The sequence below is a fragment of the Streptomyces sp. NPDC046805 genome, from assembly GCF_040645355.1.
GTDB lineage: Bacteria > Actinomycetota > Actinomycetes > Streptomycetales > Streptomycetaceae > Streptomyces.
This window is the reverse complement of sequence record NZ_JBEYYC010000003.1, coordinates 302,195-328,604: the sequence shown is the minus strand read 5'-3', so window position 1 is coordinate 328,604 and position 26,410 is coordinate 302,195. Positions and strand designations below refer to the sequence as shown.

The following is a 26,410-nucleotide window of genomic DNA, read 5'->3' as shown; positions in this document are numbered from 1 at the left end:
TCGTACCGCCGTTGCCGGTGCCGGTCGTACCGCCGTTGCCGGTGCCGGTCGTACCGCCGTTGCCGGTGCCGGTCGTACCGCCGTTGCCGGTGCCGGTCGTGCCGCCGTTGCCGGTGCCGGTCGTGCCGCCGTTGCCGGTACCGGTCGTGCCGGTGGTGCCGGTACCGGTCGTGCCGGTGGTGCCGGTACCGGTCGTGCCGGTGGTGCCGGTACCGGTCGTGCCGGTGCCGGTCGTGCCGGTGGTGGTGGTGGTGGTGCTACTGCTGCTACTACTGCTGCTGCTACTACTACTGCTACTACTGCCGGTGCTGTTGCTGCTGCCGCCATGCCGGACGTTGCAGTAGAAAGTGCCGTGCCACCAGTGTCCACCGCGGCCGTAGCACTTGTATGGCTTCCAGCCGGAGCCGCTACTGCTGCTACTACTGCTACTACTGCTGCTGCTACTGGTGGTGGTACTGGTGCTGGTGCCGGTGCCGTTAGGGCTGGTGCCGGTGCCGTTAGGGCTGGTGCCGGTGCCGTTAGGGCTGGTGCCGGTGCCGTTAGGGCTGGTGCCGGTGCCGTTAGGGCTTGTGCCGGTGCCGTTAGGGCTTGTGCCGGTGCCATTGGGGCTGGTGCCGGTGCCATTGGGGCTGGTGCCGGTGCCATTGGGGCTGGTGCCGCCAGTGCCGGTGCCGCCGGTGCCGGTGCCGCCGGTGTCGCCGGTGCCGCCGGTGTCGCCGGTGCCGCCGGTGTCGCCGGTGTCGTCCTGGACCGCTGTCTGATGGGCCGTCGCGGCCGCGGGTGACTGTGGGGCCGCTATGGCTGCGGTAGCTCCTGCGGAAATGAGGAATGCGCTGCTGACACAGGAAGCAGCACAGATAAATCGGGGGAGTCGCCCCCGGGCAGTGGTGGTCATGATGACTCCGTGAGCACGTGGGCTTGCACTGGGTGCGATTCGCTTTGCCGCTTAGGGCCGACCTATTGAAGAGGCGACAACTCGGCTGTGGATCCCTCCAGTTCCTTCCTATGCCAATTTTCCTCCTATCTGGACTCCTCTGCATATGGAGCTCTTGCGGAAATGGGTGCGCTGCTGACACAGGAAGCACAGGGGGGCGGTGGCGGACCGGTCACCGTCAGCCCGGCCGGAGTTGGGTCGCTCGCCGTACTCGGCCCTGTTCTTCATATAGCTACGGCCAGGTGGCGAGTAACGCTGGATGACGTTCCGGGCTGTCGTTTCTCGTTTCCCCTAGACGCTCGTCTCGTTGAGCTTCCGCGGGAACACCAAGGAGGACCAAGAACGGCTGGCCAGATGGCTGGCCGCTGAGCTGTGCCCGATGGAGCCGTCACGGGACCGCGACGGGCGGAAAAACCGCGGATTCGTGGCGACTTCACCATTCAGTACGATGTCCGGGCTGGAATTTGGCTATGCAACCCCATGAGGATCGCCATCGCGGGCCTCGGATTGCCTGGCGAGACGTTCAGACGCGGGCGCCCGGTCCTCACCCGATGAGTCTGCGCCCCAGCTGTCGGCATCGTGAGGAATGCTGCCCTCTCCAGGCTCTGCCCACCGCGTATGTCACGCAAGTGCTGACGGCCCCTCGAACACGGCATGAGAGACCCACAGGGTCTCCCTCCGACCGCGCCTACTCGGCCCCTAGCGACCGGGCCTACGCGAACGCGTCCACCACGGCTTGGCACTGCGTCCCGGCCTGGTGGACCAGGCGCAGCCGCTCCAGAAGCGCTGACAATGAGATCCTTGCATTTCTGGTTCAGGATGACCTCTGTTATTCGCCCTTCCTCCGCGCATGCGGCTTTGACAGGCAGTCAGGCCTTCGGGTGGGGGGCCAAACAGAGCAGCCGAACGACGATCATCTCGGACTGAACTAGACGCTGTTGGGAGCAATTGTCAAATTCTGTGGATCTGGTCCGCGCGGCCGGACGTCAGTTGGTTCAGAACCGAGTCCGGTCTCACAGGGTGGTGTTCGCCTGCCGTATGGCGGATGAGCTGCTAACTTCCGCGTCATGGCGAAACAGAGCGACGGCACAGATCTACGAAGCCGGGTGGCCGATGCCGACAGCGGTGTCCTGTTGTTCGGCATTACGCCGCCCCGCCTGAGCAATACTCCCGAGCGGATCCGGGAGATCACCGCAGCCACCCTGGCACGGTTGGAGTCTCTCGATGTCGACGGTCTGGCGCTGTACGACATCGACGATGAGAGCGACCGTAATCCGGCGCAGCGGCCGTTTCCGTACCTGCCGACCATCGACCCTGCCGTGTATCACGCGGACTATCTCGGCAAGTGGAACCGCCCGGTGGTCGTCTACCGGTGCGTCGGCAAGTACTCCCAGACGGAGCTGCGGACCTGGCTGCGGACGGCCGACGCCGACCGGCTGCTCGGCGTCTTCGTCGGTGCGTCCTCGAAGGGGAAGGCGGTGCGGACCGGCCTGTCCGAGGCGCAGGACCTGCGCCGCGATGTCCGCCCAGACCTGCTGCTCGGTGGTGTGGCCATCACCGAACGCCCCGAGGAGCATCTGCGGCTCGTCGCCAAGCAGGTGGCCGGATGCGCGTACTTCATCTCGCAGGTCATCTACAGCGCCGACGCGGCGAAAAGCATGGTCTCCGACTACTACTACGCCTGCCGCGAGCGGGACCTCGAACCGAGGCCCGTCCTGTTCACGCTCTCGGTGTGCGGCTCGGTGAAGACGCTGGCGTTCCTCCAATGGCTCGGCGTCGATGTCCCGCGCTGGCTGGAGAACTCCCTGCGCCATGCGGACGACACCCTGGCCGAGTCATACCAGCACTGCTTGGCGAACGCCCGGGACCTGATCGCCTTCTGCCGCAAGCTCGGCATGCCGTTCGGCTTCCTCGTGGAGAGCGTGTCCATCCGCAAGGTCGAGATCGACGCCTCGGTCGCCCTGGCCCACGAGCTCAGCAGGCTGCTCAGACGAGGTACACCCTCGGTGTGAAGCCGGGCACGAACGTGCGGCTGTCGAATCCCGCGATCGGGACGCGGCTCAGGCCGCGCTGGCGTTCTCCCGTTCGACGAGGACGCCGCGCTTGAAGCGGGCTCCGGCTCGCACGAGGGTGACCAGGTGCGGCGCATTGACCGCGCGCCAGCGTTCCTGGGCGGACTCGATCAGCTTGAACGTCATCGCCAGAGCGGCCGACCGCGACCCGGCACCACGGGTGACCTTGGTGCGCAGCCGCACAGTGGAGAAGGTCGACTCGATCGGGTTCGTGGTACGCAGGTGGATCCAGTGCTCGGCCGGGTAGTCGTAGAACGCCAGCAGCACGTCCTCGTCGTCGACGAGCTTCGCCACGGACTTGGGAAACTTCGCGCCATACTGCTTCGCGAACGCCTTGACGGCGGTCCTGGCTTGGTCTTTGTCCTCGGCAGTGTAGATGTCTGTGATCGCGTTCTTCGCCGCCGGCTGCGCCGACTTCGGGAGTGCGTCCAGGACATTTGCCGTTTTGTGCACCCAGCATCTCTGCTCGCGCGTTTCGGGGAACACCTCGCGCAGCGCCTTCCAGAAGCCCAGCGCGCCGTCGCCGATGGCCAGTACCGGGGCGCGCATGCCGCGCCGGGCGCAGTCGCGCAGCAGGTTCGCCCAGGACTCGCCGGACTCCCGGTAGCCCTCGTCCAGGGCTATCAGCTCCTTGCTGCCGTCGGCTCGAACGCCGACCATGACCAGCACGCATGCCTTGGCCTCGTCCAGACGCACCTTCAGGTGCACGCCGTCGGCCCACACGTAGACGAAGTCGGTCTTCGACAGGTCCCGTTTCTGGAACGCTTTGTGATCGTCGCTCCATTGCGCGGTCAGCCGCGACACGGTCGCCGACGACAGCCCTGCGGCCGAGCCGAGGAACTGTTCCAGTGCCGGGACGAAGTCGCCGGTGGACAGGCCGTGCAGGTACAGCAGCGGCAGCACCTCCGATATCTTCGGGGTCTTGCGGGCCCACGGCGGCAGGATCGCCGAGGAGAACCGTTTGCGCTCCCCGGTCTCGGCATCGATTCGCCGGTCGTTCACTCGCGGCGCTTTGACCTGCACCGGGCCGGCCGAGGTGGCTATCGTCCGCTCTGCATGGAAACCGTTGCGCACGACCAGACGGCGACCACGCTCGTCACGCTGGTCGGCCAGGTCAGCGAGATAGCCGTTGACCTCCGCTTCCAGCGCGGCAGCCAGCATCCGCCGGGCGCCCTCCCGGACGATCTCGTCGATCAGGAAGCGGTCCGGCGTCGTTCCGGCGGCATCAACTACGGTAAGCATGGGCGTGCCCTCCCAGCCGACGCGCCAACGCCGGCCTACTCAGTGACCTTCGAATCGATCACTCGGGAGGATGCGCCCTCACCGAGCCGATCCACAGGTTCTGAGCATTGCTCCGCTGTTGGACGGCGAGCGTGCGTGTCAGGAGTTCACGTCATCGGCATGCGTGCCCGGATCGCGCTCGGGACGAAAAGGTCGTGGGTTCAAATCCCGCCACCCCGACAGCCCCAACACCAGGTGGGCCTCCTCCTAGTCGCTAGTAGGCGGCCCACCTGTTTGGTCTGCGTGTCCAACTGCGTGACTATCGATCCCTGAGTGACTACGGCCGCTGTGGATCAGCGCCGAAGATGCCGTCCACGACCACGGCACCGCTCTGGGCCGAACTCACTGCTCTCAGTGCGGAGGCGGTGGGATTTGAACCCATGGTGACATCGCTGCCACGACGGTTTTCAAGACCGGCCGCATTCACACGTCCAGACGCGCGTTGACCTGCGCCTCAGGCGCCCCGAGCCACATCGGCCGACCGATGGCGGCCAGAGGATGGCCGCAGGGAGCCGCGCGGTTCTCACGTACGCCCCGAACCGATGCGTCGGAGGTAGGAAAAACCAGTGCGGCTGCCCAAGCAGGACTGCAAGGTCAAGTCGCCGGCAAACAGGCCCGCACCCGAACCGCCCTGCCGGTTGATGACCCGGTGTCCGTAAACCCGGTATTTCGCCACGGAGGTCGGGCCCGTCACCGTGACGGTCGTGCCCACCGGCAACGTGGCGAACCGCTGAAATCCACAGTAGTTGTGGCCGACCAGGACCGCCGTACCGCGAGAATCGGCACCCGGCATGGGCCCATTCCACAGCACGGCGTACTGGCACCTATCGACAGCCCCCTGGCCTCCCTCCTTCACCACCCGAGACCACTTTCCGATGTGAATCACCGTCTGCGCAGTCCGCGTGTGACCCGTTCGCACGGCCGGCCTGCGTGAAGCCTGCCGCGTCTTGCGCGTCTTGGATGCGGCAGGGGCAACCCGTCGCGGGGGCTGACGCACAGTGGGTGCGCGGTAGAGAACTGCTGGAGGTAGGGGGCGTGGCTTCTCCTGAACTTTCCGACCCGCCTTGCCGCTGCACTGCAGCCCCGCAGTGAGGCTCTTCGTACAGGGCACGCTGCCGACGAAGTGAAGGCTCTGCGCGGTCGCTGGGGTGATGGCGGCCGTGGTGGCCACGACTGTCAGCAACGCAGTGCTGAAAAAACGTCGCATGGGATCTCCGTTGCTCCGTGATTTCACGGACGAGAGGACTTTCGCCGTCGCCGTCGGGCGTCGGTGCGTCATCCGTGCCACGTTGTGATCTTCAGCGTCCGCACATTGCGACGTGCGGAGTACGAACAGACACCACGAGAGCTATAAGACCTATAATCCGCCCGCCGCAACGCATTGCCGGTTGCCCCGGCCGGCCGCCCCCAGCCACGGCCGAATGCCCCTACGACCGCAGCGTCTCCGAAGGCGACTCCCCGAACTGCTTGCGGTACGCGAGTGAGAAGCGGCCCGGGTGCAGGAAGCCCCAGCGGGATGCGACGGCGGTAACGGTCGTGGCGCCCGGGTCGGAGGCCAGGAGTTCCTTGCGTATGCGGTCCAGGCGGACCTCGCGCAGGTACGCGAGCGGTGTCGTGTCGAGGTGCCGGCGGAAGCCTTCCTGGAGGGCCCGTACGCCGACGCCGACGCAGTCCGCGATGTCCGCGACCGCGAGCGGCTCGGCGGCGTGTGCCTCGATGATCTCCATGGCGCGACGAACCGTGGGTGGTGCGACGCGCGGCTGCTCGCCGAGCAGCGCCGGCGTGTAGTTGTGGGGCTGGGCCATCAACAGCTGGGTCATGAGGAGCGATTCAAGTTGTTTGGTCACGAGGGGCTGGCTTGTCATGCCGCCAGGCCCCTCCGCCTCCCGGCGCATGAGGTCGACGATGTTGAGCCAGGAGCGGGAGCCCGGTGTGGTGAGGTCCATGCCGAGCGAGAAGAAGATCGGGCGGCGCACGGTGCGGCCGAGCAGGCTGCCCAGGTGCGATTCCAGGGACGCTCGGTCGAACCACACGATCAGCTGCGGGTTGCCACTGCCCCAGCGCATGTCCAACTTGCCGGTCGGAGAGGGGACGGAAGCGAGTTCGGGGGAGGAGATGATCTCCTCGCGGCCGCAGGTGATCTCGGCGTAACCGGCGAGCGGGATCTGGACGAGGAAAAAGCTCTCCAGGTCGCCCGGCGTGATCCGGACTTCCGTTCCGTAATCGAGGTAATACAGACCTGTCTGATCAAAGGGTGCACCGTGCAGCCGGGCGTCGAGCGTCGCCGAGCGCTGCGTGATGTGCAGCTCATGCGGGCAGAAGGCGCGGCCGACCTCGGCCCGCGCCTCCCAAATGTCCGCTGTATGAAACCTCTGGTGGTTTGCGAGGGGGTGCTCTTCAGCGGGCATGTAAACCTCCACCGCCGAGATGCGCGATCAGGACAGCAACCCGCGTGATCCGGATAGCGCAGATGATCTTTCCATACCAGAGTTGATTCCCTGCCGCCTCGTACCCAAGAAGGAACCAGGGAATCAACGATGCAGGGAGTGCCGGGCCGGACTGCGCTCGTCACGGGAGCTGAGCCCCGCCCAGCGGACAGCCCGTCGCATGCGCGCCGCGCGTGCCACGCACGACCCGAGGGCCGTCGAGGCCGCACCCCCGCACGTCGCGGCACCGTTGCCTCCGCCGCCCCGGCTCACCGAGTCGGCCAGGCCTCTTCAGCCGGCCGGGTGACCCGAGACCCATTCCCCGGTCCTACGGGTGAGCCGCCTTCCCGCGGCCGGCCATCGGCCCCCTTCCCACGGGCCGCCGTATGCCACGCATCCGAACCCCCCACTCGTTGACGCCGCCACGTCGCCGAAACGCTGTAGCAGCGCACCGCGCCGCACAGCACCTCCCGATACCGCACAACCCAACCCCCGGAGGTCCCCCCATGCGCAAGATCACCATCGTCGGAGCCGGCCAGGCCGGTCTCCAGCTCGGAATCGGTCTGCTCGGCCACGGTTACGACGTCACCATCGTGTCCAACCGCACCGGAGACCAGATCCGCGAGGGCCGGGTCATGTCCAGCCAGGCCATGTTCGGCACCGCGCTGGCCCATGAGCGCAACCTCGGCCTCGACTTCTGGGGCGACGCCTGCCCGCCGATCGCCGGGCTCGGCGTGAACATCTCCGACGGCCAGGGCGGCCGGGCACTCTCCTTCGACGCCCGCCTCGAGGCCACCGCCCGCTCCGTCGACCAGCGCGTCAAGATGCCGCTCTGGATGGGCGAGTTCACGCGCCGCGGCGGCCGTCTGGAGATCCACGAGGCCGGCATCGAGGACCTGGAGCGCTACGCCGTCGAGTCCGACCTGGTGATCGTCGCGGCCGGCAAGGGCGACATCGCCGGACTGTTCCCGCGGGACGCCCAGCGTTCCCCGTACGACGCTCCGCAGCGCGCGCTGGCCCTGGCGTACGTCACCGGCATGGCGCCGCTGCCCGACCGCCCCGGCGTCAGCTTCAACGTCATCCCCGGTGTGGGCGAGTACTTCACCATGCCCAGCCTCACCACCACCGGCCCCTGCGACATCATGTTCTTCGAGGGCATCCCGGGCGGTCCGCTCGACTGCTTCGACTGGCTGACCCCCGACCAGCAGCTGGCGAAGTTCCAGGAGCTGCTGCGGGCGTACGTCCCGTGGGAGGCCGAGCGCTGCACCAACATCGCGCTCACCGACTACAACGGCACCCTCGCGGGCCGCTTCGCGCCGACCGTCCGCAAGCCCGTCGCCACGCTGCCCTCCGGCGCGCAGGTGCTCGGCCTCGCCGACGTCGTCGTCCTCAACGACCCGATCACCGGCCAGGGGTCCAACAACGCCTCGAAGTGCGCGGCCTCCTACCTCGCCACCATCCTGGACCACGGCCAGCGCCCGTACGACGCCGCGTTCATGGAGCTGGCCTTCGGCCGCTTCTGGGACAACGCGCAGTACGCCACGACCTGGACCAACGCGATGCTCGGCGCCCCGCCGCAGCACGTCCTGGAGCTCTTCGGCGCGGCGAGCGCCAACTCCCGTGTCGCCGCCCGCTTCGTCAACGGCTTCGACGACCCGCGTGACTTCTTCAACTGGTTCATGGACCCGGTCGCGGCGAAGAACTACCTGACGGAGATCAGCGCCTGAGCGGCACCAGGAGTAAGCACACACGCACCTGACGGCGCGTCAGCGATACGTACGTAACGAGAGCAGGACAGCAGGACATGAGAAGGATCGCGGTGATCGGCGCCGGGCAAGCGGGTGCTCAACTCGCCCTGGGACTCCAGGCGCACGGCTACGACGTCACCCTGGTCACCGACCGCGGCCCCGACGACATACGTCGCGGCCCGGTCATGTCCAGCCAGTGCATGTTCGACACCGCGCTGCAGAGCGAGCGCGAACTCGGCCTGCACCACTGGGAGGACCGCGCCCCGGACATCTCCGGCATCGCGCTCTCTCTCATCGGTCCGCACGGCACTCCGGACGTATCCTGGCGCGCGCCGCTGGAAGGCCCCGCCCACTCCGTCGACCAGCGGGTCAAGTGCGCCGCCTGGATAGAGCAGTTCGCGGACGGCCCCGGCGAGATCATGCTGCACGAGGCGGGCGTCAACGACCTCGAGTGGTACGCCCGTACGCACGATCTCGTCGTGGTCTCCACGGGCAAGGGCGAGCTGAGCCGCCTCTTCCCGCGCAACTCCGAACTCTCCCCGTACGACCGGCCGCGCCGTGCGCTGGCTCTGACGTACGTCACGGGTACGGCACCGCGGGAGGAGGAGGCCGCCGTCCGCCTTCGCCTGATTCCAGGCGTCGGCGAGTACTTCTCCTTCCCCGCCCTCACCACCACCGGCCCCTGCGAGATCATGGTCTTCGAGGGCGTCCCGGGCGGCCCGATGGACTGCTGGGACGACATCCACAAGCCCGAGGACCACCTCACGCGCTCACTGGAGATCCTCCACCGGTACTTCCCCGACGAGTACGAGCGCTGCCGGCACGCCAGGCTCACCGACGAGGGCGGCGTGCTGCGCGGCAGGTTCACTCCGACCGTCCGGCATCCCGTCGCCCGTCTGCCCTCGGGTCGGCACGTCCTCGGCATGGCCGACGCCGTCGTCCTCAACGACCCCATCACCGGCCAGGGTTCGAACAACGCGGCCCAGGCCGCGACCCACTACCTCGACAGCATCCTCCGCCACGGCGCCGCCGAATTCACCCCGCAGTGGATGCAGCGCACCTTCGACAACTTCTGGCGCGGCTGGGCTCAATGGTCCGTCGGCTGGACCAACTCGCTCCTGACCGACCTGAGTCCCCACCACCTCGACCTCATGACAGCGGCGGCCGAGATCCCCTCGGTCGCGGGCGCCCTCGCCGCCGGATTCGACGACCCGCGCACCCTCTACCGCTGGTGGTTCGACGAGGCCGAGGCGCACCGCTTCCTCGCCGAGAAGCGCGCCCAGCACGCCGTCCGCTTCGACGGCCGTGAACTGCGCCGCGCGCTGGGCCAGTACGCCACCGGCGTGACCGTGGTGACGGCCCGCGCGCCCGACGGCCGCAACGTCGGCATGACCGCGAACTCCTTCACGTCCGTGTCCTTGGACCCGCCCCTCATCCTGTGGTGCCCCGGCAAGAACAGCCCGAGCCTCCCGGACTTCACCGACGCGTCGCACTTCGCCGTCCACGTACTGGCCGCCGACCAGCACCACCTCTCGCGCCAGTTCGCCACCCCGGCCGACGACAAGTTCCGGGGTACCCCCACCACTCCCGGCATCGCCGGCACCCCCCTCCTGGACGGCGCGGTCGCCCGCTTCCAGTGCCGCACCGTCCAGCGCCTCGACGCCGGCGACCACATCATCTTCCTCGGCGAGGTCGAGCAGTACGAGTCCGACGGCGGCGCCCCTCTGGTGTTCCACTCGGGGTACTACCACGTGGCGACGAAGCATCCGGATCTGTGAACGATCCCGCGGATCTGCCCCCGTACCCCTGGGGCGCGGGGGCCGAGGTCCGCGTCACACGAAGAACGTCACCAGCAGGCTGACGACGAAGCCGATCACGCCCGCCGCCAGCAGGACGTAGACGGTGCGGAGCAGGCCCTGGCTCGCCGCCCGCTGGGAGCGGGTGACGTCGGCGGCGCCGCCGTAGGCGAAGCCGGTGGCCACGCCGAAAAGGCCGAGGGCAAGAGGGATCAGGGCGCCGAACCACCACACGCAGCCCACGGCGACGGCGCCGACCCAGCCCTGGTCCTGCTGGTAGGAGGTGTCGCCGGTCTTGCGGGCGTCGAGGACGTCGCCGTGCTTGTAGAGGGCATCGCTCCTGAGCTCGGCGTTGAGGTCCTTGGCGGAGCCGTCGGTGGCGGTGAAGGCGCCGTAGCACCACCTGGTCTTGGTCCGCTTGCGCGCGTGTCTGCTCGACGTGCTCGAGTACTTGTAGTTGATGGAGCAGGTCTCGACGGTGAGCTTGCCCGGTATGGACGTGGCGTAGGTGTAGGGGCCGAGGAAGGCGCCGAGGGCCAGGAGGACGACGCCGACGAGGATCAGGCCCGCGCCGATGAGGCGGCCGCGGCTCGCCCGCTCTCCCGGTGCGGCGGCGGTCGTCGCGGCGTTCCCTTGTGCTTGTGCCATGGAGGGTGACTCCTCAGAGTGCGGATACGGACATCACAGGGCGAGCGCGCAGACCAGCGCCGCCAGGACACCCAGGGCGAAGAGGCCGCCCACGAGGGGGCCGGTGACGGTCGGGGCCGGCAGGCGCTTCCAGGAGGCGGCGAAGCCGGGGCCACCCCGGGAACCGAAGCCGGTGAGAAGGCAGTAGATCCCGGCTGCCAGCAACGACAGACACATCGCGAGAATTGCGGCGTCGTCTCCGGGGTCCCGGTCCTGCGGCTGCTCGAAAGTGCCGTCTACTTGGACGACGGGGATTTTCACGCCGGATTCAAAGCGTGAGGAAGTAGCCACTTCCACATCTCGGTAGGTGGGATTTCCGCCTTGCGCGGTCCAGCTTCCGGTGCAGCTGAACTGCAGTTCCGTGGAACGCCGATGCCTGCCGTAGTGGGTTTTCGTGTGCGCATCACACGAAGAAACGGTGAAGGCCCCCTCGGTGCCCTCGCCGGCGAGTTCACTGCGTAGTTCCGGAATGGTGACCGCGGCGATCACCGCGGCCAGGAGAAGCAGTCCCAGTCCGAGGAGCCTCCCCGCCCACAGACTCGCCGTAGCGCCGTAACGCTGCTGTGCTGTCAACACTGTTGGAGCTCCCCCTGGGCAATTTGACGATCTTTTGGCCGGCAGCCGTCACCGGGTCGCGCGCGAGGAGTCTAAGGTATCGACCTGTCGTGCAATATGAATTGCGACAAGGGGAGCCAGGGGGAGCGATGGCGTTCGACGCCTTTAACGTGGACACGGCTGTACTCCGGCAGCAGGGGCGAAATTTCGCCGACCTGGGGGGCGATTTCTCGAATGCTTCCAAACGGCACCAGAACGCCCTCGAAGAGCTCGGAGAGCCGTGGGAGGACGCGGACTTCGGAGAGATCTTCGGCCAGGTCTACACGCCGATTCGCGACGGAATCCTCGCATCGATGGACAGCCTCGCCGAACGGCTCCAGCACATCGGGCACAACCTGCAGGACATGGCGGGTAACTACGACGCGTCGGACGCGTCGAACAGCGGCCTGATGAACCGGATTTCCGGCCAACTTTAAACAATTTACGGGGCTATTGGCATGGCACTCACACTGCCCAGCGAGCTCGTCTGGGTGCTCGACCTCCTCGGGTACAGCTGGCCCGAGGCCGACGAAGAGGCACTGCACGAGGTCGCCGAGGCCTGGCGGAGTTTCGGTACGGAACTCGAACAGATCCAGGTGCGGGGCGAAGGCCTCGCCGGCATCGTCGTCTCCAGCAACGCCGGCTCGGCCGTCGACGGCTTCAGCAAGGCCTGGAGCGCCTACACCGGCGCGAACGGCCAGGACAGCTACCTCCCGGACGCGCAGACCGCGTGCGAGGTGATCGCCCTCGCCTTCGACGGGGCCGCGGTGGCGGTCCTCACGGCGAAGCTGGCCGTGATCGCCCAACTCGTCGCCCTGGCACTGGAGATCATCGCGGCACAGGCGTCTGCTCCCTTCACCTTCGGACTGTCGGAGATCGGCGGGCTGGGCGCGACGCAGGCGACGCGACTGATCGTCCGCGAGCTGCTGGACAAGCTCAAGAGGGAGGTCATGGAGGCGATCACCAAGGCCATGGAGCACGCTTCCATGGACGCCCTCAAGAAGATCGCCAAGGAGCAGCTCGAAAAGGTCACCAAGGAGGCGGTCAAGGAGCAGGCGAAGAAGTTCGCCAAGGAGAAGGCCAAGGAGATCGTCCAGGAAAAGGTGGTCGACGCCGCCAAGGACAAGGCCCGCGAGGCCGCTGTCGGCATGGTGCAGAACGTCGGCCAGCAGGGCATCGAGACCTATTTCGACGCACGGTCCGGCATCGACCTCGGCGAGACGGCGGACGTCGGCAAGAAGGCGGCCGGCGAGTACGTGGACGGCCTCAAGAACGAGGTCACCGGGGGCGAGGGATCGGCCCTCGCCGACTACGCGGACCCGAACACGTACGTGGACTCCGCGACGGAGGCCGCGAGCGGGGCGGTCGAGGACCGTGCACAGCGCGGTGTCGACGCACTGTCCGGGCAGGGCGGAGGCGACACCACGGGTGCGTCCGACTCGTCCGACTCGTCCAACGCGGCCTCATCCAACACGTCTGGGTCCTCCGGCTCGTCCGGCTCGTCCCACGCGGCAACAGGCCGCAGGAACAGAGGGACTTCGGGGGGCATGGACGAGTGGGCTCGTAACGAGTTCGGGTGACCTCCCTTTCCCCGGCTGATTCTCACTGCCCTCAACTCCTGAATTCCTCATCGCCTCAACACCCACCGCCGCCCACAGGAAGGACGTGCCCGACCCATGACCGCGGACCGGGAGATCCAGGACGAAGAACTCATGGGGATCGCCCAGGACCCCGAGCAGGCCTTGCGGCTGCGTCGCTCCCTGCGCACCATCGCCCAGGCGACATCGCTCGACCCGGTCCTGCGCGACATGGCGGGCGCGGTGCTGGGCGGGCGAGTCGACATCAAGGACGCCTTCCAGGACCCGCACTACACCGAGGCCGTGTACCAGCGGCTCCACGAGATGCGCCGGGCGGCCGACGACCAGACGTACGCGGAACGCCAGCGCTCCAAGGCCCAGTTCACGGAATGGGACGCGCGACAGCAGGCGGAACTGGACCGCGAACGTGCCGAGCGGGACGCGCCCGTGCACATCTCCGACCGCAAAGGGCGTACGGCCCAGCGCTGAGGCTCGAAGAAGTCGCACGCAGGCGAGTTACGGCAGGCAGTACAACCAGCACGCCTGCTGAGGAGTCGTACGCGACGTGTCTGCTGCGACAGCAGGCGCGCACACGCCTGACTGTACGACCGCAAACCCTGAGGACGATCATGAACAACAGAAGGACGCGGCAGCTGCTCGACGCCGTCACCCCCCTCCTCGCCGGTGGCGAGCAGGTGGATCTCACGGGGATGGCGAACGTCGGTTCCGTCTCCGTGAAGCGTCAGATCCTCACCACCGCGGTGGTCGGCGCCCTGACGGCCGGGACGGTCATAGCCACCGTCCAGCCGCGCCCGACGTACTGGGTGCTCACGGACCAGCGCCTGCTGTTCTTCGACGGCAAGACCGCCACGGGCAAGCCGGGCAAGCTGATGGTGACCGTGCCGCGCGAGCTCGTCACCGCGGCCCCGCTGAGCAAGGCGCTGCTCGGTCTCGGCCTGAAGACCGTGCTGACCGTCCAGGGGCAGGAGAAGGGCCTGAAGATGGTGTTCCCGCCCGCCGCCAAGTCCGCCGGCCGCGACTTCGCCACGCGCATTCCCGTCACGGCCTGACACCGGCGTCGGTCACCACTTCCGCCCAGACCGTCTTGCCCACGGGGTGACGAGGGGTCGAGCCCCAGCGCTCGGCCAGAACGTCCACCAGGAGTAAGCCGCGGCCGGACTCGCCGTCGGGGTACGACGTGGGTTGGGCGGCCGGTAGCCGTTTCGTGGCGGCGGCGTCCGCGACCTCGATGCGGATCAGGTCTCCCATCTCATCGCGGGCGAGCCGGAGGCCGAAGTCGCGGCCCGGGACGCTGCCGTGCTGCACGGCGTTCGCCGCCAGTTCGCCCACGATGAGTGCCACCGTGCAGGACGCGTCCGACGCGGCCGGGTGGCCCCATTCCTCCATGCACCGCACCGCCGAGCGTCGGGCTTGCCGTGCGCCTTGGCGTGAGGAGGCGAACTGGGCGGTGAACACGTGGTGTTGTTCACCCGGTGGGGTCTTCGTCGTTTCTGTCAGCACGGCCTGTCCGTCCACGAGTCGTCACGTTCCGTACTCAAGAGTCGTCCGGTCGCCCTACTCTCGAAAGGGGACGCAGCCTTACCTTTGACCTCGTAAGGAACGGACGTGACGCCTTGGCCAAGGGAATTGAGCCCAGCTCGTCTATGGCGGCACTGTTCGGCTCACGGGTGCGCAGACTTCGTACGGAAGCCGGGTTGACTCAGGCCGAGCTGGGCGCGAAGACGCACGTAGTAAGCACCCGCATCACGCAGATCGAGCGGGCCTCGGGCGCGAAGCCCACGCTGGAACTGGCCCGCGCGCTCGACGCCGCCCTCGGTGCGGACGACTTACTGGTCGAGCTGTGGCCGTATGTGTATCGGGAGATGTTTCCGGACTGGGCGCGGATGTTCATGGCGTACTCGGAACGGGCCGTGTCCATCCGGCAGTACGCGGCGAGCGTCGTGCCCGGCCTGCTGCAAACCCCGGCGTACGCACGGGCCCTGCTGAGCCAAGGCTTGACGCTCAGCAGTGACGAGCAGCTGGAGGAGCGGCTCGCCGCCCGGCTCGAACGGCAGAAGCGGCTCCTGGCACCGGACCGGCCCGAGTTGTGGGTCGTCCTCGACGAGGCAGTGTTGAGGCGCCCGTTCGGCGGTGGTGACGTCGTGGTGCGGGAGCAGTTCGAGCGGCTGATCGGTGCGGCGGAGGATCACCATGCCGTCGTGCAGGTGCTTCCGTTCGAGCAGATTGAACATGGCGTCGTGGATGTCTCGTTGACCGTTCTCACGATGCCGGACGGCTCGGAGGTCGCCTATATGGAGGGCGCTCACTTCGGCCAACTCACTGAGGAATTGGAGGAGGTCAGGCGGATCTCGCTGACCTACGATCGGCTGAGGGCAGCAGCCCTGCCCCCGAACATGTCCCTGGACATGATCCGATCCGTGATGGAGGGCAATCACCGTGGAGCGAATGTCCCGTCCCGAGCTGAACGGCGCCGTCTGGCGCAAGAGCAGCTACAGCAATCAGGAGGGTGGCGACTGCGTGGAGGTGGCCGACGGGATTCCCGGCGGGGTCGTACCCGTTCGTGACAGCAAGGCGCCGGACGGTCCTGTGATGACCGTCGCCGCCGCCTCCTGGGCAGTGTTCGTCAGTGAGTTGAAGGGCATCCACGGCCGCATCTGAACGCGCCGGATGCCGGTCGCGAGCCGTCTTCCGGGGCCGCCGGTCCCTTGCCCGCGAGGGGCCGGTGGGCCGCCGGCCTCCCTCAAGGGCCACTGACATGACGCCGCCCCGGGCACGGGGATGGCCCGGGGCGGAGTGGTTCAGCGGGGCTGGGCTGCTGGAGACCGGAACTGCCGCATCTGCAGCGTCGAATCATCGAGCGGGTCGTACGCCTTGGCGTACACCGGCTCGGGTGCCGGGGCGACAACCTCGACGGGCGCCGCCTGGATGCGGTGCTTCCCCCGAGCGCCATGGGCGTTGCCTCTGGTGACCCAGCCCCGGTCCCTCAGCTTGAAGACCGCCCAGTACTTGGCCGGGTAGATCACCAAGACCTTGACGACAATCTCCACCGGCGTCGCCCACAGCCACATCACCAGCTTTGCCATCCAGTGCATCCGGGGGCGCCGGATCATGTACTGGAGCGTCTCCACATACCGGATGGCCAGGTACGAGCCGAAGGCGATGGCCACGTACTCGGGCTTCGTCCGGAAGAACGCTCCGCTGAGCGTCATGGTGAGCAGCACCGGCAACATGATCCACTGAGTGACCGCCAGGAGCGGGAAGAACAGCTTCTTCCACTCCAGGTTGACCACCGCGAACGGCAGGGCCTGCCAGGCCGACTTACCCCACCTCAGGCGCTGCTTGTAGAGCCCTCTGAGGGTCTCCGGCATGGCCGAGTGGACCACCGCGTCGTTGACCACTACCACGTCGCCCCGCAAGAGCGCGTACATCGTCAGGCGGCGGTCGTCGCCGTTGGTTCCGGACTTCACGTAGTCGGCGAGATTGTCGAAGACCACGGGAGCCCGGTAGAGGGCCAGAGCCCCCGACGTGGTCTCCACAGCCCCCAGGGCCGAACGAGACGAGCGGATCATCAGGCACGAGGTGCCGATGTTCAGGTCGGAGATACGAGTGATCCAGTTGTCCCGGTAGTTCCGGGTCAGGATCAGGCCGGTGGCCGCCATGACCTTCGGCTTGCTCATGGCCCGCATGAGCATCTCCAATGCGTCGTCCCCCGGCACCGAGTCCGAGTCCACGGTGAGGATGAAATCCCAGTCCTCACGACGTAGCTTCTGCAGAACTCCGGCCTGCGCATAGCGCTTCCCGCCGTTGGCCTGACGGTGCCAGACCAACTTGGGATGTGCGAAGGGCTGGACCCGGTGCCTGACCGATCCGTCGTCCATCACGTGGATCTCATCGACCGGATACGTCTGCCGAAGCAGGGCGCCGATGGCCGCCCTCAGAAGATGGGGCTCTTCCTCGAAGGCCGGGACGATCGCCACTACGCGCCCCTGAGCCACGGGGAGCTTCGACCAGACCCCGTTGATCTCCAGCGAGCTGATGTAGAACACGATCAGCGCTGCGTCGAAGAGGTAGAGCCCCGTCAAGAACTTCCTGTCCGTATCGCCCAGGGCGAGGTGGTAGGTGGCCGCCCAAGCAGCCACCCCCACCGCGCCGAGGACGCAGGCCGCAAGCCTGCTGACCTTCACTGGTAGCGAGACCCTCTCTTCGCGACCCGGTAAATCACGGCTCCGCCGAAGACCAGCGTGGCTATCGCAGCAATGGTCCACTCGAAAGCAACAGTCGTCCCGAAGAGCGCCACAGTGGCCCCAGTGCTGGCCAGCGTTCCACGTCCGTACATGTTCCCCTCCCCTCTGAGCGTCAGAGACGCTCGATGTCGTTTCCCGAGGACATGACGCCCCGGGGTGTCCAGCACGTACCTCGCCTCGGCAGTGATGCGCTGGAGGTCAAATGCGTCGTGGGGCGCGACTGGCCGCCGCCACGGCTGTGGTTCCTCTGTCCTCTAGAGCCGCTCGACGTGCGGAGCGGGCGCCATGACGCCACGGGTGTCCAGCACGTAGGCGGCCTCGGCAGCGAGCTGGGTGAGGTCGAATTCGCCGTGCGGGGTCAGCAGGACGACGGCGTCGAAGTCGGCAACGCTCATGCCGCTTCCCGAAGTGGCAAAGGGAATGTCCCTGCGCCCGCCGTCGGCCAGGAAGGGATCGACGACGGTGACGTCCGCGCCCATGGCGCGCAGCCGGTCGATGACCTGGACAGCCGGCGACTGGCGGGCGTCGGACGTGTCCGGCTTGTACGCGGCGCCGAGGGCGAGGACGCGAGCCCCGTGCACGCTGCGGCGGAAGCGGCGGTTGAGGGCGTCCTGCAGGCGGCGCACCACGTAGTCGGGCTGGCTCTCGTTGATGTCCTGGGCCAGCTCGATGAGCCGGAAAGTCTGTCCGTGGCGTGCCTTGACGTGGTGGCTGAGGTACACGGGGTCGATGGGCAGGCAGTGCCCGCCGACGCCGGGGCCGGGCAGGAACTTGGTGAAGCCGAACGGCTTGGTCGCGGCCAGCTCAAGGGTGTGCCACACATCCACGCCGAGGGTGTGCGCCATCCGGGAGAGCTCGTTGACCAGGGCGATGTTGACGTGCCGGTAGGTGTTCTCGAACACCTTGGCCAGCTCGGCCTCTTCCAACCCGGAGGCCGGCACGGTGACGTCGGTGACCGAGTCGTAGAAGTCCTTCACGCGCAGCAGGCAGGCATCGGTGAGCCCGGCGACGATCTTGGGCGTGTTCTCCAGGCGCCAGTCCGCGTTGCCGGGATCGATGCGCTCGGGGCTGAACCCGACGTGGAAATCGCGCCCCGCGATGAGGCCCGAGCCCTCCTCCAGCAGGGGTATGAGCACGTCGCGAGTGGTGCCCGGATGCGTGGTCGACTCGAGCACCACGGTGGCCCCCGGCTCCAGCCATCTGGCCAGCACTTCGCCGGCGTCCCGTACGCACGTGAGGTCCGGGGCGCGATCGGTCAGCGGTGTCGGCACGGTGATGACCGCGACGTCGAATCCCTTGAGGTCCTTCGGGTCCGAGCTGGGCGTGTACGCGCCCGATCTCAGCACCTGCTGCAGACGGGCGGAGTCGATGTCCTCGATGTAGGACGATCCGGCGGCCAGGCTCTCGCAGCGGTTCCGGTCAGGCTCGTAGCCGGTCACGGTGTGCCCGGTCTCGGCGGCCCGTAAGGCCAGGGGCAGGCCGACATAGCCCTGCCCGAGCACGCAAACGTGCATGGTCATTTCCCTCCCCTTGGCCAGCCCGCGAGCACGCGCGGACTGGAAAACGGCGCCCCTGAAGTACGGCTGCCTGTTCCTGAAGCAGGCAGCCGCGGCGTCGGGCACTGCATGTACTGAATGAAGCGGTGCCGGAAGCGGCGCGCCGAACCCCCCGTCGGGTTACAGCAGGCGCCCTCGTCGAGCCACCGTGGTGCTACTGATCTGTCCGGGCCACCTGCCCGAACATGCGCGAGGCGCGCTCAGCGACCTTCACGCTTCCCCCTCATTTATGAAGCTTAAAGGTTCAACAAGGGTGCCGCCGCCAAGAATCCACCCTTGTTACCAATTCGGTACTCCTGAATCATCCTCAAGATCCGAATATGGCACCGATGCACCGACCTGTCCTTTTAACTCAGGCCACAGGGGCATCAGTTGTCCCACTTTTCGGCTGGACGTCCAGGCGCCTCCGCGAGGTTCACGCGCCTCCGCGGCGCCCGCTCGCGACGGCTAGACGGACGTGAATTGATCTTCACAAGTTCCCCCCATTCGTGCCGGGCTGAAACTTTAATCATTTCCTGCCAATCGCAAGACTGATTGCGCCCATCGCGGTCAGGCGGACGGATGCACACCGGGAGGAGGCGCGTGCGCCCTTGCGCGCCCCCTGTACCACCGGCAGCACGCAGAGCGGAGGGGCCAGAGGGGACCTCAGGCTGTCGTTGCCTCGACACGGTCGTCCTCGGCCAGGAAGTCCACGATGGCCAGCGCGAACAGCAGGACCAGGGCCACGCCGACGACGACCCAGCCCGTCGGATAGCTCCACAGGAGGTACACCACTACGGCCGCGACGACCAGGATCCACGTGATCCAGTGGCGGTGGCGGTGGACGAACGGGCCCACCGGCCCGGTGCGCATGCCCAGGCTGTCCGCCGTGGAGCGGACGGCCCGGATGCCCGAGCGCCACAGCCGCCGTACGACCACCGCGTAGCGGCCCGGGCCGGACAGCCAGGCCGCGAGGGCGATCACCACGCCCAGCGTCAGCACCGTCCGCACCGACGTGCGCAGGAAGCGGATCAGGGTGTCGTAGACCACCTTGGCGGCCGGCTGCGAGACGTTCGCCGGAAGGTGGTCGAGGTAGACGGCGCGGAAGACGGTCAGGCCGAAGCCGAGGACGAGCGCGGCGGCGGCGAAGCCCAGGGACGCGGCGACCAGTGCCCGGCGGCGCCGGACCGAGAGCAGCACGCCCGCGGCGGCCAGCAGGACCGCGATGACGGGCAGCCAGTTGCCGGCCAGTTGCAGCAGGCGGAAGTACGTCTTGATCCGGCCGATGTCGTCCGACCTGACGACGGTGATGTTGGTGTGGATCTCCGGGATCTTTGCCGCGACCGTCAGGCCGGCGTCGACCAGGCGCATCTTGACCTGGTCGATGACCGGGGCGAGGTCGATGCTCACCGTGTTCTGGTTGAGCACCACCGCCCCGCCGCCCTTGCCGGTCAGCGCCTTGTCCATGGTGACGTGGATTCTGCGGTTGGCGTCGACCCAGAACTTCTGGAAGCGGTCGGAGGCCACCACTTCCTGCGTCTTGTCCTTCACGAAGCCGCCGACGGCGCCCTCCAGCGCCCCGCCCAGCTTGCCGAGCGCCTTCTCCAGGCGGGGGCGGTCCTTCGGGGCGACCCCCTCCAGCAGGCGCGACAGGTCGAGGTGGTTCGTCACGACGTCGGAGACGCGGGTGGCGACGGCCGCCTGGACGGCGGGGTCGGCGGACAGCGGGGCGACCGTCTCCACGTAGCGGTCCGTGTCGCCGATCACGTCGGCCGCCCACGCCGCCACCAGGCCCGGCGGGACCAGGACACAGCCGATGACGATGAGCAGCGCGGCCAGGGCGGACCGCGCCCGGTGGCGGGGAGCGCGGTGTGCCTTCTCGGGCTGCGCCTCCTCCAACGCCCGGACGCGCGCCTTCAGTTCTTCGAGGTCATCCCCTTCCGGGACTTCGTCCGCGCCGGAGGCAGGGCGGTCCGACATGGCCGTCCTCCTCGCTCACCGGTGCGGCCGGTGATGCCAGCACACCCCGGTCCTACGGCGGTGGCGAGCCGAGGCGGTCCGTTGGGATGAACGCGGCCCGTGGGGATGCCCGATCGGTCAGCGCGGCTCGTACGCCTTCGGCAGTCGCATGCCGCGATCGGCCATGATCTGCCGGACGTGGTTGGGGTAGTTGGTGATGATGCCGTCGACGCCCATGTCCATGAGCGCCTCCACGGTCGCCGGGTCGTCACAGGTCCAGGGGATGACCTTCAGGCCCCGTGCGTGTGCCTCGGACACCATCGTCTTGTCGGGGTAGAAGCGGAAGTCCGGGTCGCCGATCTTGCCGTTCTGCGGGAAGCCGTAGTTGGGGGACAGCGCCTTGACGCCGGGAATGGCGGACGCCGCCTTCACGAAGTCGCCGTCGTAGTCGTCCGCGTCGATCCCGCCGAGCCACGGAGAGGCGCCGGGCTTGCCGACCTGGAGGAAGTCGTAGTTCGTCAGCGCCACCAGCGGCCACTTCGGCGCGAGCTTGTGCATCTCCTTCAGCGCGCCCCAGTCGAAGGACTGGATGGTGACCTGGTCCTCGATCCCCGACTTGTGGATCTCCTCGTAGACCCGGCGGACGAACAGTTCGCGCGGCGCGGTCTGTTCGGGCGCGCCCGCCTCGACCTTCGTCTCGATGTTGAGCTTGACCTGCTTGGCGTCGTAGCGCTTGACCAGGTTCAGGACGTCCTTGAGCTCCACCATCCGGAAGCCCTTGACGACCTCCTGCTCCGGGAAACCGGGAAGCTGCTGGTATCCGCAGTCCAGAGTCTTGATCTGGGCCAGCGTCAGGTCCTTGATGTACTTCCCGACGTACGGGTACATCGGGTCGCCCGCCGTGACCGGCGCGGTGTCACGGCACTTCTGGGCGCTGATCTGCCGGTCGTGGTTGACGACGACCTTCTGGTCCTTGGTGATGTGGGTGTCCAGCTCCAGCGTGGTGACGCCGAGACGCAGCGCCTTGGCGAAGCCCTCCAGGGACTCCTCCGTCGTCATGCCGATGCCGCCGCGGTGGGCCTGCAGGTCGAAGTGGGTCTGCTGCGGCGGCACGTCGGAGCCGTCCGCCGTGGACGCGTGGGCGACGGCCGGGAAGGCGAGCGCCGGCACGAGAGCCAGGCTTGCCAGGACATGGCGCGGTGACATCGAAACCTCAATTCCGTTCGTTCTCTTGCCCCGCGGACGCTAATGCCGCGTCTGCCCACCTCGACGGCCTCCACCTGATGGCATCGTGAACGCTGGGGGAAACCTCCCGGGTTCTCAGTTGTTCCACGTCTCGTCGTACGGGTCGTGCGGCGTCGCCACCGGCTCGGCCGCGGTGACGCGGAGGTACGGGATCGGGCCGTGGTTGACGGGGTCCCGGGTCACCCTCGCCGTGTAGGTGCCCGTCACGGTCAGCCAGGCGTCCGGCCTGAGGACCGGCGGGATCCTTCCGGCGAGGGCGACCTTCACCGGCTGGGCGTCCGCGGCACAGCAGTTGAGGGCCATGCGGACCAGGTAGGGGGTGCCGGACCCGTCCACGGCGACGAAGCCGGTGATCCGCACGCTGCGGCCGTCCAGGGAGCGGCCGTGGTCGTAGACCGCGCGGCCCGCGTAGTCGACCAGGTTGAGCGGTACGGGATCGCCGGCGGGCAGTTTCGTGTAGCCGTACGGCTGTTGCAGGGCCGTACCGGCGCGCATCGCGCTGTACGAGCCGAGAGCTGGCGGGGCGACCAGGATCAGGGCGAGGAGGGGGAGGACGAGGAGCCACGCGACGCGGGGTTCGGCATGGGCGTGGGCGTGGGCGTGAGCATGGGTATCGGCATCGGCATCGGTATGGGCATCGGCATGCGGGTGCCCGTCGGCGGGCTGCCGCTTCTTCCGGTGTGCGGTCCTCCACTCGTACCAGGCCGTCGCCAGCGCCGTCACGATCAGGAGCGCGCCCGCGAGCAGGATCAGCGGGCGCAGGCCCGCCTTGACGTAGCGCAGGTAGAGGTCGGTGAGGCCCGCGTGCAGCAGGGCCGCGCCGACCAGGAACAGGATCGCCGCCTGAGCCTGCCGGTTCACAGCAGCACCGCCCCGGTCAGGACCGCGCCCGCGATGGCCAGCGCGAAGGTGGCGGGGGCGAAGCGCAGGGCGAAGCCGCGGCCGAAGGTGCCCGCCTGCATCGCGAACAGCTTCAGGTCGATCATCGGGCCGACCACCAGGAACGCCAGCTTGGCCGTCGGCGAGAACTGGGTCAGCGAGGCCGCCACGAAGGCGTCCGCCTCCGAGCAGATCGACAGCACGACGGCGAGGATCGCGAGCGCCAGGACCGAGAACGCCGGGTTGCCCGCCGCCGTACGCAGCCAGCTCGCCGGGGCCACCGCCTTCAGCGTCGCCGCGGCCATCGCGCCGAGAACCAGGAAACCGCCCGCGTGCATCAGGTCGTGCCGTACCGACCCCCAGAACGCCTCCCCCTTGCCCTGGCCCTCGTGCACCGCGTGCCGTGGCGGGCGCAGCCAGTCGGTACGGCCGGCGCGCTGCCACAACCAGCCCATCGCGCACGCCACCAGCAGGCTCGCGGCGAACCGGGCCAGCACCATGACCGGTTGGCGCGGGAAGGCGACCGCCGTCGCCGTCAGGACGATCGGGTTGATCGCCGGGGCGGAGAGGAGGAAGGCGATCGCCGCGGCCGGGGTGACACCCCGCCGTACCAGGGCCCCGGCGACCGGCACGGACGCGCACTCGCAGCCCGGGAGCACCGCGCCCGCCAGTCCGGCGACCGGTACGGCCAGGGCCGGGCGCGCGGGCAGCGCGCGGGCGAAGAACGACGGCGGAACGAACACGGCGATCGCCGCCGAGAGCAGCACGCCGAGCGCGAGGAAGGGCAGCGCCTGGACGACCACCGCGACGAACACCGTCATCCAGCTCTGCATCACCGGTGTGGACAGTGCCCCGCGGATCGGGCCCTGCGCGACCACCACCAGGAGCAGCAACAGGGTCAGGGCGAGAGGGGAGTTGAGGTGCCAGCCGTCCTGACCGCCGCCCCGGCGGCCGGGGGGCTTGTCGTGGGGTGCGTCGTGGGGTGCGTCGGATGCGGTCCCCGGTGGGGCTTCCTCGGTGATGGCCACGGGTGGGGTACCTCCGGCGTACGTGTCTCCCTCCCCTTCCATACGGCGGTCAGGGCAACGGTGTTCAGCCGGTCCTGGCACCAACTGGCCCGATGAGGCAGGCTTTTCACTCGTGGGGAGCGTTCCGAACCAAGGTGGGTACAGTTCCGGGCACGCGCACATGGTGGTGTGCGGCGACGACGGTCTCGCGCACCGGCTGTCAGCCGAGTTGCGCGGAGTGTACGGCGAGCACGTGACGCTCGTCGTACCGGCGTCCGCGCGTACGGCACAGCCGCCGGTGGTCGGGCGGGCGAGAGCGGCCTCGGCCGCGCTGCTGGACCGGGTGGTGAACGCGGCGGTCGGGCGGCCTGCCGGCAGCGGCAATGACAACGGCAACAACAGCGGTCAGGGGAACGGCAGTTCCGGTGGGGGTGACGGTCGCGCGGCCGGCGCCGAGCGGGTGCTGGAGGCCCTTGAGCCGACCGAGGCCGTGCTCTCCGAGGCGGGGGTGGAGCGGGCCGTCTCGCTGGCGCTCGTGTACGAAGACGACGAGACCAACATCCGTGCCGCCCTCACCGCCCGCCGCCTGAACCCCAGACTGCGGCTCGTCCTGCGGCTCTACAACCGGCGGTTGGGCCAACACATCGAGGACCTCCTCGACCAGGCATCGGCGTTGGCTATCGGAGGCGGCGAGGACGGCGACGGCGGGGCGGGGTCCTCCGGGGCGGGCGGCGACGACGCGTCGACGACCGTGCTGTCCGATGCCGACACCGCCGCGCCCGCGCTGGCCGCGACCGCGCTCGCCGGTACCAGCAAGGTCGTCCAGACGGACGAGCTGCTGCTGCGCGCGGTGGAACGGCCGCCCGCCTGGTCGGGACGGTTCGCCGCCCCCGGACTGCGCACGCTCGCGCTCCTCTCGGCGACCAGCAGCGACCCCGCCGGGGCCGACGGGTCCGAAGCCAGCGGGGAGCACGGACCGCGGCTGCTCCCCGACGACTCGGAGGTCGCCGCCGCCACGGGGCGCGGAGCCGTCGTACTGGAGCAGGTGTCGTACGCCGCCGGGCCGCCGTTGCCCGCGGGGCGCGCCGGGGGCGTGCCGTCGTTCGCCTCGTTCGCCTCGCTGTTCTCGCGGCGGCTGCGGTGGTCGCTGGCCGGGAGCGTGGGGTGTGTGGTCGCGCTGGCCGTGGCCCTGTCGCTGGTGGCGGGGATCCACCCGCTGCGGGCGTTCTATCTGACGCTGCTGGATCTGTTCGCGATCGACGATCCGGCCATCGGGCAGTCCGCCGGGCGGCAGATCCTCCAACTGCTGTCCGGGCTGGCCGGGTTGCTGTTGCTGCCGGTGCTGCTGGCCGCGGTGCTGGAGGCGCTCGGGACCTTCCGGACCGCGTCCGCACTGCGGAAGCCGCCGCGCGGGCTGGGCGGGCACGTGGTGCTGCTCGGGCTGGGCAAGATCGGTACGCGGGTGCTGACGCGGCTGCGGGAGCTGCACATTCCGGTGGTGTGCGTGGAGGCGGACGCGGAGGCGCGGGGGCTGGCGACGGCGCGGCGGCTGGGCGTGCCGGTGATTCTCGGGGACGTGACGCAGGAGGGGGTCCTGGAGGCCGCCAAGATCCAGCGGGCGCATGCGCTGCTGGCGGTGACGAGCGCGGACACGACGAATCTGGAGGCGGTGCTGTACGCACGGTCCGTGCGGCCGGATCTGCGGGTGGTGCTACGGCTGTACGACGACGACTTCGCGACCGCCGTGTACCGGACCCTGCGGGCCGCGCATCCGCGTGCGCTGACCCGGAGCCGGAGTGTCACGCATCTGGCGGCGCCGTCCTTCGCCGGGGCCATGCTGGGGCGGCAGATCCTCGGGGCGATTCCCGTCGAGCGGCGCGTGCTGCTGTTCGCGGCCGTGGATGTGGGCAGACATCCGCAGCTGGAGGGGCGGACCGTGGCCGAGGCGTTCCGGGCCGGGGCCTGGCGGGTGCTGGCGCTGGAGGGGCGGCAGGAACTGGCGCCGGACCATGTGCTGTGTGACGGGGACAGGGTGGTGGTCGCGGCTACGCGGCGGGGGTTGGCGGTGCTGCTGCGAGGCTCCGCCGGGGGCAGGGTCTCGCCCACCCGCCCGCCCGACTCGGTGGGTTGAAAGTCACCCAACCCCTGGGGCTCCGCCCCAGACCCGGGCGGGGACTCCGTCCCCTGCACCCAGCCCTCGCCCACCCGACTCGGTCGGATGAGAGTGCCCCAATCCCTGGGGCTCCGCCCCAGACCCCGGCGGGGACTGCGTCCCCTGCGCCCCTCGCGGGGCTCCGCCCCTGCACCCGTCGGGGGTCCAACCCCCACCCCGTCTGGCCTCGCCGCCGTACACCTCGGGCACCCCGGCACCTCCACCCCCTAGCCCAAAGGGCCGGGGTGGAGGG

At 68.6% G+C, this 26,410-nt stretch carries 22 protein-coding genes; 10 read left to right on the top strand and 12 right to left on the bottom strand.

Translation table 11 applies throughout. The features are described from left to right. Positions 1 to 895, bottom strand: an 895-nt coding sequence (locus tag ABZ910_RS06045) for a hypothetical protein (RefSeq protein WP_361359906.1), incomplete at its 3' end; no start/stop codon positions are given. Between the two features lie 1,106 nt (positions 896 to 2,001). On the opposite strand from ABZ910_RS06045, the gene ABZ910_RS06040 reads away from it, so the two are divergent. Further along, positions 2,002 to 2,946, top strand: a complete 945-nt coding sequence (locus tag ABZ910_RS06040; RefSeq protein ID WP_361359903.1) for a 5,10-methylenetetrahydrofolate reductase — start codon at positions 2,002 to 2,004, stop codon at positions 2,944 to 2,946. A 48-nt stretch (positions 2,947 to 2,994) separates the two neighbouring features. On the opposite strand, the gene ABZ910_RS06035 is transcribed toward ABZ910_RS06040, so the two are convergent. Next, positions 2,995 to 4,248 carry an IS256 family transposase gene (locus ABZ910_RS06035; protein ID WP_361359900.1) on the bottom strand — a complete coding sequence of 418 codons (1,254 nt, stop codon included), beginning with the start codon at positions 4,246 to 4,248 and terminating at the stop codon, positions 2,995 to 2,997. 1,466 nt (positions 4,249 to 5,714) lie between these two features. Beyond that, positions 5,715 to 6,695 carry an AraC family transcriptional regulator gene (locus tag ABZ910_RS06030; protein WP_361359897.1) on the bottom strand — a complete coding sequence of 327 codons (981 nt, stop codon included), beginning with the start codon at positions 6,693 to 6,695 and terminating at the stop codon, positions 5,715 to 5,717. A gap of 524 nt (positions 6,696 to 7,219) precedes the next feature. On the opposite strand from ABZ910_RS06030, the gene ABZ910_RS06025 reads away from it, so the two are divergent. Then, positions 7,220 to 8,440 (top strand): styrene monooxygenase/indole monooxygenase family protein, encoded by a 1,221-nt coding sequence (locus tag ABZ910_RS06025; RefSeq protein ID WP_361359894.1) that lies wholly within the window; start codon positions 7,220 to 7,222, stop codon positions 8,438 to 8,440. A 77-nt stretch (positions 8,441 to 8,517) separates the two neighbouring features. After that, the gene (locus ABZ910_RS06020) at positions 8,518 to 10,239 is read left to right on the top strand and encodes a styrene monooxygenase/indole monooxygenase family protein (RefSeq protein ID WP_361359891.1); all 1,722 of its coding nucleotides are present in this window, start codon (positions 8,518 to 8,520) and stop codon (positions 10,237 to 10,239) included. A gap of 54 nt (positions 10,240 to 10,293) precedes the next feature. On the opposite strand, the gene ABZ910_RS06015 is transcribed toward ABZ910_RS06020, so the two are convergent. Both ABZ910_RS06015 and ABZ910_RS06010 read right to left on the bottom strand, forming a co-directional pair. Further along, positions 10,294 to 10,905, bottom strand: coding sequence for a hypothetical protein (locus tag ABZ910_RS06015; protein ID WP_361359888.1), 612 nt, complete (start codon positions 10,903 to 10,905; stop codon positions 10,294 to 10,296). Positions 10,906 to 10,938: 33 nt separating this feature from the next. Beyond that, entirely contained in the window at positions 10,939 to 11,433 is a 495-nt protein-coding gene (locus tag ABZ910_RS06010) for a hypothetical protein (RefSeq protein WP_361359885.1), read from the bottom strand. A 215-nt stretch (positions 11,434 to 11,648) separates the two neighbouring features. Between ABZ910_RS06010 and ABZ910_RS06005 the strand changes: the two genes are divergently transcribed. The 4 genes from ABZ910_RS06005 to ABZ910_RS05990 all read left to right on the top strand — a co-directional run bounded on the left by ABZ910_RS06005 (position 11,649) and on the right by ABZ910_RS05990 (position 14,185). Next, positions 11,649 to 11,975, top strand: a complete 327-nt coding sequence (locus ABZ910_RS06005) for a hypothetical protein (RefSeq protein WP_361359882.1) — start codon at positions 11,649 to 11,651, stop codon at positions 11,973 to 11,975. A gap of 21 nt (positions 11,976 to 11,996) precedes the next feature. Continuing rightward, complete coding sequence (locus tag ABZ910_RS06000; protein WP_361359879.1) at positions 11,997 to 13,118, top strand: PE-PGRS family protein; 1,122 nt, start codon at positions 11,997 to 11,999, stop codon at positions 13,116 to 13,118. 96 nt (positions 13,119 to 13,214) lie between these two features. Beyond that, positions 13,215 to 13,604 carry a hypothetical protein gene (locus tag ABZ910_RS05995; RefSeq protein ID WP_361359876.1) on the top strand — a complete coding sequence of 130 codons (390 nt, stop codon included), beginning with the start codon at positions 13,215 to 13,217 and terminating at the stop codon, positions 13,602 to 13,604. Positions 13,605 to 13,744: 140 nt separating this feature from the next. After that, complete coding sequence (locus ABZ910_RS05990) at positions 13,745 to 14,185, top strand: hypothetical protein (RefSeq protein WP_361359873.1); 441 nt, start codon at positions 13,745 to 13,747, stop codon at positions 14,183 to 14,185. Here ABZ910_RS05990 and ABZ910_RS05985 read toward each other — a convergent pair. Beyond that, the gene (locus tag ABZ910_RS05985) at positions 14,175 to 14,636 is read right to left on the bottom strand and encodes an ATP-binding protein (RefSeq protein WP_361359993.1); all 462 of its coding nucleotides are present in this window, start codon (positions 14,634 to 14,636) and stop codon (positions 14,175 to 14,177) included. The two genes, ABZ910_RS05990 and ABZ910_RS05985, sit on opposite strands and share 11 nt — an antisense overlap. A 143-nt stretch (positions 14,637 to 14,779) precedes the next feature. Between ABZ910_RS05985 and ABZ910_RS05980 the strand changes: the two genes are divergently transcribed. Both ABZ910_RS05980 and ABZ910_RS05975 read left to right on the top strand, forming a co-directional pair. Then, positions 14,780 to 15,700, top strand: coding sequence for a helix-turn-helix transcriptional regulator (locus tag ABZ910_RS05980; protein WP_361359990.1), 921 nt, complete (start codon positions 14,780 to 14,782; stop codon positions 15,698 to 15,700). Continuing rightward, positions 15,654 to 15,794 (top strand): DUF397 domain-containing protein, encoded by a 141-nt coding sequence (locus ABZ910_RS05975; protein WP_361359870.1) that lies wholly within the window; start codon positions 15,654 to 15,656, stop codon positions 15,792 to 15,794. Before ABZ910_RS05980 ends, ABZ910_RS05975 begins: the two co-directional genes overlap by 47 nt. Before the next feature lie 140 nt (positions 15,795 to 15,934). On the opposite strand, the gene ABZ910_RS05970 is transcribed toward ABZ910_RS05975, so the two are convergent. The 6 genes from ABZ910_RS05970 to ABZ910_RS05945 all read right to left on the bottom strand — a co-directional run bounded on the left by ABZ910_RS05970 (position 15,935) and on the right by ABZ910_RS05945 (position 24,026). After that, entirely contained in the window at positions 15,935 to 17,320 is a 1,386-nt protein-coding gene (locus ABZ910_RS05970) for a glycosyltransferase (protein ID WP_361359867.1), read from the bottom strand. A gap of 314 nt (positions 17,321 to 17,634) precedes the next feature. After that, a complete protein-coding gene (locus tag ABZ910_RS05965) occupies positions 17,635 to 18,894 on the bottom strand; it encodes a nucleotide sugar dehydrogenase (RefSeq protein ID WP_361359987.1) in 1,260 nt (419 codons plus the stop codon). 687 nt (positions 18,895 to 19,581) lie between these two features. Continuing rightward, entirely contained in the window at positions 19,582 to 20,895 is a 1,314-nt protein-coding gene (locus ABZ910_RS05960) for a hypothetical protein (RefSeq protein WP_361359864.1), read from the bottom strand. A gap of 117 nt (positions 20,896 to 21,012) precedes the next feature. Next, positions 21,013 to 22,080 (bottom strand): glycerophosphodiester phosphodiesterase family protein, encoded by a 1,068-nt coding sequence (locus tag ABZ910_RS05955; protein ID WP_361359861.1) that lies wholly within the window; start codon positions 22,078 to 22,080, stop codon positions 21,013 to 21,015. Positions 22,081 to 22,194: 114 nt separating this feature from the next. After that, positions 22,195 to 22,980 (bottom strand): TIGR03943 family protein, encoded by a 786-nt coding sequence (locus ABZ910_RS05950; RefSeq protein WP_361359858.1) that lies wholly within the window; start codon positions 22,978 to 22,980, stop codon positions 22,195 to 22,197. Then, positions 22,977 to 24,026, bottom strand: a complete 1,050-nt coding sequence (locus tag ABZ910_RS05945; protein ID WP_361359855.1) for a permease — start codon at positions 24,024 to 24,026, stop codon at positions 22,977 to 22,979. The genes ABZ910_RS05950 and ABZ910_RS05945 overlap by 4 nt, the downstream gene beginning before the upstream one ends. Before the next feature lie 160 nt (positions 24,027 to 24,186). On the opposite strand from ABZ910_RS05945, the gene ABZ910_RS05940 reads away from it, so the two are divergent. After that, complete coding sequence (locus ABZ910_RS05940) at positions 24,187 to 26,136, top strand: NAD-binding protein (protein ID WP_361359852.1); 1,950 nt, start codon at positions 24,187 to 24,189, stop codon at positions 26,134 to 26,136. Positions 26,137 to 26,410: the final 274 nt, after the last annotated feature.